The 13,103-nt window shown below is 65.0% G+C and carries 12 protein-coding genes; all 12 read left to right on the top strand.

What is annotated here, in order from left to right; all coding sequences use genetic code 11:
- Positions 1-94 precede the first annotated feature (94 nt).
- The 12 genes from G8A07_RS07245 (at position 95) to G8A07_RS07190 (ending at position 13,096) form a co-directional block, all read left to right on the top strand.
- On the top strand, positions 95-2,077 hold the full coding sequence (locus G8A07_RS07245) for an SLBB domain-containing protein (RefSeq protein ID WP_249937256.1): 1,983 nt from the start codon (positions 95-97) through the stop codon (positions 2,075-2,077).
- A 36-nt stretch (positions 2,078-2,113) separates the two neighbouring features.
- The gene (locus tag G8A07_RS07240; protein ID WP_249937255.1) at positions 2,114-3,289 is read left to right on the top strand and encodes a Wzz/FepE/Etk N-terminal domain-containing protein; all 1,176 of its coding nucleotides are present in this window, start codon (positions 2,114-2,116) and stop codon (positions 3,287-3,289) included.
- 154 nt (positions 3,290-3,443) lie between these two features.
- Positions 3,444-3,830, top strand: a complete 387-nt coding sequence (locus tag G8A07_RS07235; RefSeq protein ID WP_195796385.1) for a MarR family EPS-associated transcriptional regulator — start codon at positions 3,444-3,446, stop codon at positions 3,828-3,830.
- A 27-nt stretch (positions 3,831-3,857) separates the two neighbouring features.
- The gene (locus G8A07_RS07230; RefSeq protein WP_195796384.1) at positions 3,858-4,850 is read left to right on the top strand and encodes an FAD-binding oxidoreductase; all 993 of its coding nucleotides are present in this window, start codon (positions 3,858-3,860) and stop codon (positions 4,848-4,850) included.
- 40 nt (positions 4,851-4,890) lie between these two features.
- Complete coding sequence (rfbF, locus tag G8A07_RS07225; RefSeq protein WP_195796383.1) at positions 4,891-5,664, top strand: glucose-1-phosphate cytidylyltransferase; 774 nt, start codon at positions 4,891-4,893, stop codon at positions 5,662-5,664.
- Positions 5,655-6,731 carry a CDP-glucose 4,6-dehydratase gene (gene rfbG, locus G8A07_RS07220; protein ID WP_249937342.1) on the top strand — a complete coding sequence of 359 codons (1,077 nt, stop codon included), beginning with the start codon at positions 5,655-5,657 and terminating at the stop codon, positions 6,729-6,731. The genes rfbF and rfbG overlap by 10 nt, the downstream gene beginning before the upstream one ends.
- Positions 6,728-8,080, top strand: coding sequence for a lipopolysaccharide biosynthesis protein RfbH (gene rfbH, locus G8A07_RS07215; protein WP_195796381.1), 1,353 nt, complete (start codon positions 6,728-6,730; stop codon positions 8,078-8,080). The genes rfbG and rfbH overlap by 4 nt, the downstream gene beginning before the upstream one ends.
- A complete protein-coding gene (locus tag G8A07_RS07210; protein WP_195796380.1) occupies positions 8,080-8,934 on the top strand; it encodes a transketolase in 855 nt (284 codons plus the stop codon). Before rfbH ends, G8A07_RS07210 begins: the two co-directional genes overlap by 1 nt.
- Positions 8,931-9,845 (top strand): transketolase family protein, encoded by a 915-nt coding sequence (locus tag G8A07_RS07205; protein WP_195796379.1) that lies wholly within the window; start codon positions 8,931-8,933, stop codon positions 9,843-9,845. Before G8A07_RS07210 ends, G8A07_RS07205 begins: the two co-directional genes overlap by 4 nt.
- Positions 9,823-10,833 carry an NAD(P)-dependent oxidoreductase gene (locus G8A07_RS07200; RefSeq protein WP_195796378.1) on the top strand — a complete coding sequence of 337 codons (1,011 nt, stop codon included), beginning with the start codon at positions 9,823-9,825 and terminating at the stop codon, positions 10,831-10,833. The genes G8A07_RS07205 and G8A07_RS07200 overlap by 23 nt, the downstream gene beginning before the upstream one ends.
- Positions 10,834-10,859: 26 nt before the next feature.
- Positions 10,860-11,852, top strand: coding sequence for a glycosyltransferase (locus G8A07_RS07195; RefSeq protein WP_195796377.1), 993 nt, complete (start codon positions 10,860-10,862; stop codon positions 11,850-11,852).
- Positions 11,849-13,096, top strand: coding sequence for a lipopolysaccharide biosynthesis protein (locus G8A07_RS07190; protein WP_195796376.1), 1,248 nt, complete (start codon positions 11,849-11,851; stop codon positions 13,094-13,096). Before G8A07_RS07195 ends, G8A07_RS07190 begins: the two co-directional genes overlap by 4 nt.
- Positions 13,097-13,103: the final 7 nt, after the last annotated feature.

Below are 13,103 nucleotides of genomic sequence, written 5' to 3'. Positions count from 1 at the left end.
TCCGGCGCCCACTTAGAATGTCGCGCCGACAGCACACCCTGCCGGGCGCCACCGGGCGCCAGGATGTCATCGACCCAACGCCGAGACTGCTCTCATGAATGTTCGCGCCCGAAGCGCTTCCCCGTTGCCCTTTTCTGCCGCGTCGATGCGCTCGACAGCGTTCGCAGCAGCACTTGCCGGAGCCCTGCTTCTCGGCCTGAGCAACTCCGCCGCAGCGCAGAGCAACACCGGCTACAACAACAACGCCGACCAGAACGACAGCATCGGCCCGGTGCGATTGAGCGCCCCACGCAGCCAGGCATCCTCGCAGCCGCGGGAGCTTGAGGCACAGCGCAAGACCGTACGCCAGGCCTACAGGCCCGGCGAGTTCGAGATCTATGTAAACAAGCTACTAGGCTGGACGCCCCCCCCGGCGGCCCCGGAGTCGCAGCAACAACCGGTCGACCCACAGCGCCTTGGCGCCGAGCGCGAATTGATCGTCAAGCGCCTGGGCGCAGATCTGGTGCTAGCGGAGGCCGGCGGGGATCTGGCTGCCTCGATCGACACGCCGCGCCAGGTTCCGCTCGACTATGCGATCGGCTTCGGCGACGAGATCCAGCTGACCATCTGGGGTTCGGTCGATGCCGATCTTCGACTGACCGTGGACAATGCCGGACGCATCGTCGTGCCGCGCGTCGGCCCGGTCATGGTGGCCGGCCTGCGCTACGGCGACTTGAACGAGGCCATCAGCCGCCGCGTCGGCCAGGTCTTCAAGAACTACCAGGTCAGCGCCTCGCTGGGCCGACTGCGCGGCATCCGCGTCTATGTCACCGGCTTCGCCCAGCACCCCGGCAGCTACAACATCAGCAGCCTGTCCACCCTGGTCAACGCCCTGACCCAGGCCGGAGGCCCCTCGGCAGCCGGCAGCTTCCGCCAGATTGAGCTGCGCCGCGCCGGCAAGCCAGTTGTGAGGTTCGACCTCTACGATCTACTCCTGAAGGGCAACCGCAGCGCCGATCTGCCATTACAGGCCGAAGACGTGGTGCATGTTGGCCCCGTAGGCGCTCAGGTCGCGCTACTGGGCAGCCTCAACAAGCAAATCATCGCCGAGATCAAGCCGGGCGAAACCATTGACGACGCCTTAGCTATGGCCGGAGGCTTCAACCCGGTGGCGGACCGCACCCGGGTATCCGTTGAGCGCCTGAGTGACCGCAATGACCGCCGCGTAGCCGAGCTACCGCTGCCAGCGAGCGCTGGCGGCGTCGTACAGAATGGCGACATCATTCGCGCCTTCAGCAGCGTGGTTGCGTCCCTGCCCCAGCACAAGCAATACAAGCGCGTGCGCGTTGAGGGGGAAGTCCAGCGCCCGGGCGAGTACGTACTCCCCCCCAACAGCACACTTAACGAAGCCATACAGACCGCCGGCGGTGTGACCCCCCTGGCCTTCATCTTCGGCACCGACTTCTCTCGAGAGAGCGTGCGGGTCAAGCAGCAGGAGAACTACGACCGAGCCCTGCGCGACCTGGAAACCGAGTTCGCCCGCGCCACCACGACTCAGCGCGCAACAAATGCGGAAGATTCCGCAATACAACAGGCACGCGCTAGCAGCACGACACGCCTGATCGAACGCCTTAAGGCCGTCAAGCCTACCGGCCGCATCGTGCTGCAACTGAACTCTGACGCCTCAGCGCTGCCCGATCTGACACTGGAGGAAGGCGACCGCATCCTGATTCCAGCGCGCCCCACTACCGTAGGCGTGTTCGGCAGCGTCTTCAACAACGGCAGCTTCCTCTGGAAGAACGGGAGTTCCGTGGATGACGCCGTGCGCCTGGCCGGCGGACCAACCCGGGGGGCCGACACCGGCAGCACCTTCGTGCTTCGCGCCAACGGCAGCGTGGTCAGCGCCCAGCAGACCCACGGCGGTTGGGTGAGTTTTGGCAGCGCTCTGAGCAACGTAGCCGCCCTGCCTGGCGATACGGTGTTCGTACCCGAAGAACTTAACAAGACGACCTTCATCCAGTCAGCGAAGGAGTGGACGCAGATCCTCTACCAGTTCGGCCTGGGTGCAGCGGCACTACAGACCCTCAAGAACAAATGACACCAAACACGGCCTGATCTGCGGAGACTTGCACTCGTGAACCTGAACACCATTCCAGAGACTCCCAATAGCGCGCGCCCCTCCCAAGCCGATAATATTGACCTGATCGAAATGCTCACCGTGCTCGCGAGGAGGTGGCGCCTGCTTGTTGCTGCCCCACTAACCGTGGGCGTCCTTGCCCTGGGCATCAGCTACCTGATCAAGCCAACCTTCACCGCGCGAACCAGCTTTCTACCTCCTCAGCAGCAGCAGAGTGCGGCCGCATCCGCCCTTGCCTCACTGGGCGCATTGGCAGGACTCGCTGGCGGTAGTGCCAGCATGAAGACGCCTGGCGATCAGTACGTTGCTCTAATGCAGAGCACCAATGTCGAAGATCGCATCGTTGACCGGTTCAAATTGATGGAGCTGTACAAAGCCGAGTACCGGTTCGAAGCGCGAACGAGGCTGGAGCAGAATGTGCGTATTGGCCTAGGAAAAAAGGATGGGCTAATCACTATAGAGGTCGACGACACAAACCCGGCACTGGCGGCGGACATTGCCAATCAGTATGTGACGGAGTTGCGCCGCCTTTCATCGGAGCTAGCACTGACCGAAGCACAGCAACGTCGCACCTTCTTCGAGGGCGAGCTCAAGACGACCCGAAGCAAGTTGACACAGGCTCAACAGGCCTTGCAAAGCGGTGGATTCAACGCCGGGGCGCTGAAGGCCGAGCCCAAAGCCGCCGCCGAAAACTATGCCCGATTGAAGGCCGAATTCACTTCGGCCGAGGTTCGCTTGCAAACCCTGCGACGAGCTCTCACCGAAACCTCTCCCGAGGTCCAACATCAAGCCACGATGACCAGCGCGCTTCGCTCGCAATTGGCCCGGCTTGAAACACGCGAAGACAGTTCGACCAATGCTGACTACGTCGGTCGCTATCGTGAGTTCAAGTACCAGGAGGCGCTGTTCGAGCTGTTCTCCAAGCAGTACGAGATAGCGCGCCTGGACGAAAGCCGCGAAAGCACCATGATTCAGGTCATTGACGTGGCAACCCCTCCCGAACACAAGAGCAGACCCAAGCGGGGCGCAATCGCAGTTGTAGCCACAATTAGCACCCTGCTTATCCTCATGATCTACGTGCTGTCCAAGCATTTCTGGGACCAAGCCAAGAAAAACCCCGCCAACGCGGAGCGAATCAAGCAGCTGCGTGGCGCCTGGGGCAGCAAGCCCTAAGGCAGACCGGTTGGCGCAGCCCTTTCACAGCCACAGATGAACCAGACCAGCCAGGGAGGCTAGGGGCGGGGCCGAGGCTTGCAACATCAGGGCAGCAGAAAGGATTCGCTGAGCAGTGTTACAGTCACGCGTTCAAGTCTTGAACAGACTCTGCATGAATACGCCTCCCCAGCCTTCCGGCAAGCTTGATTACGAACTACTGTGCGCGCTCGATAGCCGTGACTACACCAGCCAACGATTACTGGCAGATCGTCTCGGGGTGAGCGTCGGGAAAATCAACTACTGCCTGCGCGCCGTTGTCGACCGGGGTTGGGTCAAGGTCAACAACTTTCGCCGCGCGGACAACAAATGGGCCTATGCCTATTTACTGACTCCGAGCGGCATGAGCGCCAAGCTGCAGCTCGCCCGGGCCTTCCTAGAGCAGAAGGAGCATGAGTACGCGCAGTTGCAGTGGGAGATCCAAGCGCTGCGCGACGCTGTTAGCCCCGCGGAATCGCAAGATATGCCCCCCCCTCCGCAGGAGCAGGGCGAGCCTTCCTGACAGACGGACCTGTCGCCGTTTCCAGTCATGCAAACCATCATCATCAGCAGTGGCAAGTCGTTCGATGCCAAGGACGGCGAAACCATCCTTGACGCGGCTCTGCGGCAACACGTCGTGCTGGACTACAGCTGCCGCACCGGCCGCTGTAGCAGTTGCAAGGGCCGCGTGCTTTCCGGCACTACGCAGCCCCTACACGACGAACTTGGCCTCAACGCACAGGAGCGCGCCGAGGGCTTCATCCTGACTTGCGTTCGACAGGCCTGCGGCCCGGTGGAGCTGGAGATCACCGATCTTGGCGACATCGCCCTGCCCGAAGCCAAAACCCTGCCCTGCCGGGTTCAGACCCTGGACCGTCTGACACACGATGTCCTGCGTGTGGTGCTGCGCCTGCCTCCGACGGCCGCGCTGGAGTTCCTGCCAGGCCAGTACATCGACGTCATCGGCGCCGAGGGCCTACGCCGCAGCTACTCGATCGCCAACGCAGCACGCGCGGACAAACTGATCGAGTTGCACATTCGCGAGGTGCCGGATGGCGCCATGAGCCGCTACTGGTTTCATCAGGCCAAGGTCAACGATCTGCTGCGCCTGCGCGGCCCGCTTGGCACCTTCTTCCTACGTGGGCATGCGGACAAGGATCTCGTGCTGCTGGCCACCGGAACCGGCATTGCGCCGGTCAAGGCCATTCTCGAAGGCCTGGCCGGGCAAGCCGAGGATATGCAGCCTCGCAGCATCACCATCTACTGGGGTGGACGCCACCGTGATGACCTCTACTGGCAGCCACCGGACCAGCCACGCGTGCGGTTCGTGCCTGTCCTCTCCCGCGCCGACGATACCTGGCACGGGGCCAGAGGGCACGTCCAGAACGTGCTGCTGGCAGAGCGTGGAGATCTCTCGAGCACCCTTGTATACGCCTGCGGCTCCGATGCCATGATCCACGCTGCGCAGTCGCAGTTGCGTACCGCGGGACTATCCGACCGCCAGTTCCACTCCGACGCCTTCGTGTGCTCGGCCCAGATCTGAACACCTTTTCGATCTCACGATCTCCCCATAGGACCTTTTCATGAAAGCAGTGATTCTGGCCGGTGGCCTGGGCACACGACTCAGCGAGGAAACCTCCACCCGCCCGAAGCCGATGGTCGAGATCGGGGGCAAACCCATCCTCTGGCACATCCTGAAGATGTATTCACACCACGGTGTCAACGACTTCGTGATCTGCTGTGGCTACAAGGGCTATGTCATCAAGGAGTACTTCGCCAACTACTTCCTGCACACGTCCGACGTCACCTTCGACATGCGCAACAACCGCATGGAAGTCCACCACAAGCGCGCCGAGCCCTGGAACGTCACGCTGGTGGACACCGGCGACGAATCGATGACCGGCGGCCGGCTGCGCCGCGTGGCCGACTACGTGCGCGATGAAGAAGCCTTCTGCTTTACCTACGGCGATGGCGTCGGTGACATCGATATCTCCGCCACGATCGACTTCCACAAGCGTCACGGCAAGGCCGCGACCCTGACGGCCACCTTCCCGCCCGGCCGCTTCGGCGCGCTCGACATCAAGGACCGCCAGGTCATGAGCTTCAAGGAGAAGCCCAAGGGTGACGGCGCCATGATCAACGGCGGCTTCTTCGTGCTGACGCCGCGCGTCCTCGACTATCTCGAGGACGACGCCACCGTCTGGGAGCAGCAGCCGCTGCAAGGCCTGGCCGCCGACGGCCAGCTGATGGCCTACGAGCACCACGGCTTCTGGCAGCCGATGGACACGCTGCGCGACAAGCACCTGCTCGAAGAGCTGTGGGCCTCGGGCAAGGCGCCCTGGAAGAGCTGGACATGAGCCTCGCACAGACCGATTCGGCGTTCTGGCAGGGCAAGCGCGTCCTGCTGACCGGCCACACCGGCTTCAAGGGCAGCTGGCTGAGCCTGTGGCTGCAGTCCATGGGCGCGACGCTGCGCGGCGTCTCGCTGACGCCGCCGACCGAGCCCGCGCTCTTCGACGTCGCCCGCATCGCGGAGGGCATGGAACACCGCATCGCCGACATCCGCGACTTCGCCGCGGTGAAGGCGCAGATGGACGAGTTCCAGCCGGAGATCGTCATCCACATGGCGGCGCAGCCGCTGGTGCGCCTGTCCTACCACCAGCCGGTGGAGACCTACGCGACCAACGTAATGGGCACGGTGCACGTGCTCGAGGCCGCGCGCCACGCCGGCTCGGTCAAGGCCGTCGTCAACATCACGACGGACAAGTGCTACGAGAACCGCGAGTGGGTCTGGGGCTACCGTGAAGACGAGCCGATGGGCGGCCACGACCCCTACTCCAACAGCAAGGGCTGCGCGGAGCTGGTGAGCAGCGCCTACCGTAAGTCCTTCCTGAAGGACGCCGGGATCGCGATGGCGACGGCCCGCGCGGGCAACGTCATCGGCGGCGGCGACTGGGCGCTGGACCGGCTGATCCCCGACATCCTGCGCGCGCTGCAGGACAAGGAACCGGTGCTGATCCGCAACCCGCATGCGATCCGCCCGTGGCAGCACGTGCTGGAGCCGCTGTCGGGCTACCTGCTGCTGGCCGAGCGCCTCTACACCCAAGGCCAGGCCGACGCCGAAGGCTGGAATTTCGGTCCGCGCGACGAGGACGCCCGTCCCGTGCAGTGGATCGTGGAGCACCTGTGCGGGTCCTGGGGGGACGGCGCCTCATGGACCCTGCAGCCGGGAAACCATCCCCACGAGGCCAGCTTCCTGAAGCTGGACATCTCCAAGGCGCGTCAGCGCCTGCAATGGGCGCCGCGCTGGTCGCTCGAGACCGCGCTCCAGCACATCACCGACTGGCATCAGGCCTGGCTCTCGGGCCAGGACATGCGCGCCATCTGCCTGAATCAAATCTCTCAATACCGATCCGACGTATGACCACCTCCACCGTCAACTTCCAGCCGCAGCTCGACAAGCTCCGCAGCCAGATCAGCGAGCTGGTCCAGCAGTACGCCGATATCGCGTATGCCCCCAAGCCCTTCGTCCCGGGCCAGACCCAGGTCCCGGTGTCCGGCAAGGTCATCGGTGCCGGCGAGCTCAAGATGATGGTCGACGCCTCCCTGGACGGCTGGCTGACCACGGGCCGCTTCAACGCCATGTTCGAACAGCGCCTGGCGCAGTTCCTGGGCGTGAAGTACCTGATCACGGTGAACTCCGGCTCGTCGGCGAACCTGGTGGCCTTCTCGGCGTTGACCAGCCCCAAGCTGGGCGACCGCGCCATCAAGCAGGGCGATGAAGTCATCGGCGTGGCCGCCGGCTTCCCGACGACCGTCAACCCGATCGTGCAGTTCGGCGCGGTGCCGGTCTTCGTCGACGTCGACCTGGCCACGCACAACATCGACGCCTCCAAGATCGAAGCGGCGATCTCGCCCAAGACCAAGGCCATCATGCTGGCCCACAGCCTGGGCAACCCGTTCAACCTCGAGGTGGTCACAGCGCTGTGCAAGAAGCACAACCTGTGGCTGGTCGAGGACTGCTGCGACGCGCTGGGCGCGACCTACAACGGCCAGATGGTCGGCACCTTCGGCGACATCGGGACGCTAAGCTTCTACCCGGCGCACCACATCACGATGGGCGAAGGCGGCGCGGTGTTCACCAACAACGCCGAGCTGAAGCTGATCGCCGAGTCCTTCCGCGACTGGGGCCGCGACTGCTATTGCCCGCCCGGCAAGGACAACACCTGCGACAAGCGCTTCTGCTGGACCAAGGAACAGCTGGGCGGCGACCTGCCGGACGGCTACGACCACAAGTACACCTACAGCCACCTGGGCTACAACCTGAAGATCTCGGACATGCAGGCCGCCTGCGCGCTGGCGCAGATGGACCGGGTCGAGGAGTTCATCGCCAAGCGTCGCGCCAACTTCGCCTACCTGAAGGCCAAGCTGGCGAGCGTCGCCGAGTACCTGCACCTGCCCGAGGCGACGCCGAATTCCGAGCCGTCGTGGTTCGGCTTCCCACTGATCGTCAAGGACACGGCGGGCGTGAAGCGCGCGGACCTGATCAACTTCCTGGAAGAGAACAAGATCGCCACGCGCCTGCTGTTCGCGGGCAACCTGACGAAGCAGCCCTACATGGCCGGCCGCAACTACCGCGTCAGCGGCGAGCTGACCAACACCGACGTCGTGATGAACCAGACCTTCTGGCTGGGCACCTTCCCGGCACTGGGCCAGGAGCAGCTGGATTACATCGCCGGCAAGCTGGAAGAGTTCTTCGGAGTCAATTTCTGATGACCACCCTCGCGACCCCTCGCGCGGTGTCGGACGCAGACCGGCCGTTCGCGCCCGCCCGCATGCGCCGCACCGTGCTCGAGATGGCCTACGCCGGCTCGACGGTGCACATCGCCTGTGCGTTCTCGATCATCGAGCTGGTGACGGTTCTGTACCGGGACCACCTCCGTTATCCGGGCAACGATCCACGCGCCGAGGGTCGCGACTTCCTGGTCCTGAGCAAGGGCCACGGCGTGATGGCGCAGTACGCGTGCATGCGTGAACTAGGCTGGCTGGATGACACGCATGTCCAAGGCTACTTCAAGGACGGCAGCGCGCTCAAGGGCCTGTCGGATTCGCGGGTGCCGGGGCTTGAAGTGACATCGGGTTCGCTGGGTCACGGCTTCTCCGTGGGCGTGGGCATCGCCATGGGTCTGAAGCGCAAGGGTACGGCCCAGAAGGTGTACGCCATCGTGGGCGACGGTGAGCTCAACGAAGGTCCGATCTGGGAAGGCGCCCTGGTGGCGGCCCATCACAAGATGGACAACCTGATGCTGATCGTCGACAAGAACGGATTCCAGGCGATGGGCACGACAGATGACGTGCTGGCGCTGGGCAATCTGTCGGCGAAGTTCGCGAGCTTCGGCTTCGAGACGCTGGAGATCGACGGCCATGACGAAGCCGCGGTGGACGCCGCCATCCGTCAGCTCTGGTCAATCGGCGCAGGCAAGCCGAAGGCCTTGATCGCACGCACGGTCAAAGGCAAGGGCGTGCCCTTCATGGAATCCGACAATCGCTGGCACTACACGCGCCTGAACCCGCAGACCTTCGCCGAAGCCATCGACGCGCTCGGCCTTGCCGGAGCATCGAAGTGAGAGAGGCCTTTTCCAACGCGCTGGTGCGACTGGCGCTGGCGGACCCCAAGGTGCTGCTGCTGACGGGCGATCACGGCTATGCGCTGTTCGACGAGTTCCGCAAGCGCTGCCCGGACCAGTACATCAACGCCGGCATCGCCGAGCAGAACATGGTGGGCATGGCGGCGGGCTTGGCACGCGTGGGCTTCCGACCCTTCGTGTACGGCCTGGCCGCGTTCGTGCCGATTCGCACGGTGGAGCAGATCAAGCTGGACATCGCGCATGACGATCTCCCGGTCGTGCTGCTGGGCGACGGCGCCGGCTTCGTCTACAGCCACCTGGGCACCAGCCACCAGTCGACCGAGGACATCGCCTGCACGCGGGCGATCCCGGGACTGGAAGTGCTGTCGCCGTCGGACCGTTTCGAGATGACGGCCAGCATGGACTACGCCTATGCGGCGAACGGTCCGGTGTATCTGCGCATGGGCAAGTCGGACCGCGGCGACGTGCACACGGCGCCGATCGCCCCGCTGCGCGCCGGCGGGCTGGTGAAGGTCCGCGCGGGTCGCGCCGACCGTCCGGGGCTGATCGCCACCGGCTCGATGGTGCGGGCGGCCGCGGACATCGCCCAGGACCTGGACCTCGCCGTCTGGAGCGCGCCGGTCCTCAAGCCGCTGCTGGCCGAGGACGTGTGCGCCGCCGCGCGCGCCACGACCGGCCTGGTGACGCTGGAAGAGCATTCGGTGCTGGGCGGCCTAGGCGCCGCCGTGACCGAGATCACCAGCGAGCACCAGCCCACGCGCGTGCTGCGCATCGGCGTGCCGGACCGGTTCTCCGAACACTGTGGCACCTACAACTACCTGCTCCAGGAACACGGCCTGGATCAGGCGACGGTCGCGACACGCCTCCATGACTTCATCGGTTCGTTCTGATCCGCTGGACCTGCGCGGACGCCGGATCTTCGTGACCGGCGGGACCGGGTTCGTCGGTCGCTGCCTGCTGGATTACTTCCACGAATCGGTACAGGCCTACGGACCCGGCTTCGAGGTCACCGTCCTGAGTCGCTCGCCGCAGACCTTCCTGGACCGGCATCCGGGTCATGCGGGCCAGACCTGGCTGCGCTTCGCGCCGGGCAGCCTGGATAGGCTGCCGACGCCGGAGGCGGGCCGCTTCACCGACGTGCTGCACGCAGCGGCCGATACACACGCCAGCACCGCGCCGCTGGCTTGGCTGGATCAATTGGTTCAGGGCACACGCCAGGTGCTGGACTTCGCGATCGCGTCGGGGGCAGAACGATTCCTGCTGGTCAGCTCCGGCGCGGCCTACGGTCCGGTGCCCGACGGCATCGCCCGGCTGCGGGAAGACGCGCCGTTTGCGCCGGCCACGACGGACGCGAAGTCTGTGTACGGCCAAGGCAAGCGTCTGGCCGAGCATCTCTGCGCGCTCTACAGACAGCAGCACGGGCTGGACTGCGTGATCGCCCGCTGCTTCGCGCTGATCAGTGAACACATGCCGCTGGATGGCCCCTATGCCGCGGGCAACTTCGTGCGGGACGCGCTCGCGGGCCGGGACATCGAGATCCAGGGGGACGGCAGCAGCGTACGGACCTACCTGCACGGCCGCGACGCGGCCCACTGGCTGATCAGCCTGATGCGCCAGGGTGAGCCGGGCGAGATCTACAACGTCGGCTCGGACGCGCCGATCAGCATCCTAGAACTTGCGCAGGCCGTCGCCGCACAGGCGTCGCCGCCGCGGGACGTGCGCGTGCTGAAGCAGACCGCGCCGGGTCTCCGCGCGATGTACGTCCCCGACGTCGAGAAGGCCGGCCGGCTCGGCCTGCGCGTCGACACATCCCTGGTTGAGGCCATCGCCGCGACGATGCGCGCCCTGGCGGGCGCTGCCTCGCCGTCGACAGCCTGAGACCGCAACTTCCACCGCGCCGCCCGATGCTGCTCACACTCGCCATTCCCACCTACAACCGCGCCGAGCGCCTGCGTGCCACGCTGCTCGAGTTCGTTGCGCAGATCGAGCGGGCGGCGCTGACGGACGTGGAGATCGTTGTCTCCGACAACTGCAGCACCGATGCCACGCCGCAGGTCTGCGCCGACATCGCGGTGGCGCATCCGGCCCTGCGGCTGCGCTACTTCCGCAACGCCGCGAACCTGGGCTTCGACGGCAACGTGAACGCGCTGTTCGGTCGCGCGCAGGGTCGCTACCTCTGGACGTTCTCGGACGACGATCAGCCCTCGCCGCAGGGGCTGACCCAGGTCGTGGACCTGTTGCGCCAGCGTGAGATCCGCTTCGCCTTCATCAACTATCAGGTCAGCGTCGCCGGGCAGATGCTGCCGTCGCGTTTCGGCGGCGGACCGAATCGCTGGCTGCCCGCGCGTGACCTGCTCAAGACCATTCGCTTCTCCAACAGCCTGATCAGCGCCTGCCTGTTCTCGCGACAGGCCTGGCTGGACGCGGATCCGGGCAGGTACGTGGGGTCGCTGTGGATCCACTTCTTCATGGCCCGCGAGATCCTGCAGTCGGGCGAAGGCCTGATCGTCGGCCAGCCGATGTTTACCATGGTGCAGAGCGGGCTTGAGCAATCGCGCGCCGAGAAGCGCCGCGAAGGCAGCGACCAGATCGAGTACTACATGCAGGCGCACCTCAAGTTCGTCGAGTACGCCCATGAACTGCCGCGCTTCAGCTTCGACCGCGAGACCTGCGCGCTGGCCAGGTCGCTCGGACAGCGCGAGGACCTTCACCAGGTCGTCAACTTCAAGCTGACCGCGCAGCGGTACGCGCCGCGGCAGCTGATGAAAATCTGGGGACGGTTGCGCCACTACCGGTGGTCCACGCTGCGCTTCTGGTGCGTGACGACGCCGCTGCTGTTCGTCCCCAACGGCGCCATCCGGGCGCTGCGGACAGTGTCGCGGGCGGTGCGCTCATGAAAGTGGTGGGCGCGTTCGGGTTCCTGCTGCGCGGCGGTTCCGCCGGTGCGAAGTTCCTGTTCGTCCTCTATCTGGCCGGCAAGGCCAGCAGCACGCTGCTGGGCCAGGTGGCCGTCCTCATGACGATCGCCACCGTCTTCGCGCAGGTGGCTGGGCTGGAGATCAACCAGGTCATCGGCCGGCAGCTGCACGCGCTGTCCGCCGACGACCGCCTGCGACTGCTGCGCCGGCAGGCCCAGGCCGCGCTGGTCACCTATCTGGTGCTCGCCCCCGCGGCCGTACTGCTGTACGCCAATCTGCTGGCCACGTACTGGATCAGCGCCTGCGGCATCCTGATCCTGGAGCACTTCATCATCGAGGTCTACCGGTTCAACATCCTGATGTTGCGCCCGGTGTATGCGTCCAGCCTGCTGTTCATCAAGAACGTCGCCTGGGTGCTACTCTTCGTGGCGCTCGTCGAATCCGGCGTTGCCGCACCGTCGCTGTCTCTGGTGCTGCATTGCTGGTTCGGGGTCCTGGCTATCACCGCCACCCCGTTGCTACTGACCCGCCATGCCTGGCCCACGCTCAGGGAGTTCCTGTCTGCGTCGACCTGGCCCGCACAGTCGGGCACCCTGGTCTGGCAGGCGCGCACCTTCATCGTCTCCGCGGTCGCAGTCGCCGGCATCGGCGCGATCGACAAGCTGCTGATAGCCGGCAAGTTCCCGGCGGCCGACCTGGGCGTCTACTTCTTCTTCGCCACCTGTGCGTCGATCATCTCGCTAATCGCCTCCTTCAGCATCGGCGCGACAGTCGGGCCGCAATGCATCAAGGTCTATGCCACACAAGGACGCGAGGCCTACCTCCCACACCTGCGCCGCCTCAAACGCCTATACTGGCTGACCGCCGTCGCCACCATGGTCGCCATCATGCTGCCGGCGGACTTCCTGCTCACTCATTTCGGCAAGGCGGACTATCACCGCCACATAGAGATCCTGTACCTGCTGACCCCCAGCGCCGCGCTGGTGGTGATGTGCGAGCCGTACAAGATCAACGCCTACCTCGAACGCCAGGATCTGGTCCTGGTGGCGGGCAACCTGTTCCACCTGCTGAGCGTCACGCTGTGCGTCGCGCTCTTCGCGGTCAAGCGCGATATCGTCTGGGTCTCGGCGGGCGTACTGCTGTCCTCTCTGTTGGTCTATGTTTTCTTCTCGCTGGACCTCGGCTCCCGCCTTGTCAGGCGCCATCGGCCCCGGCTCGCTTGACCTGACC

This window comes from Roseateles sp. DAIF2 (assembly GCF_015624425.1).
Taxonomy (GTDB): domain Bacteria; phylum Pseudomonadota; class Gammaproteobacteria; order Burkholderiales; family Burkholderiaceae_C; genus Kinneretia.
The sequence above is the reverse complement of the archived record's forward strand: the minus strand, read 5'-3'. Positions and strand labels throughout refer to the sequence as shown.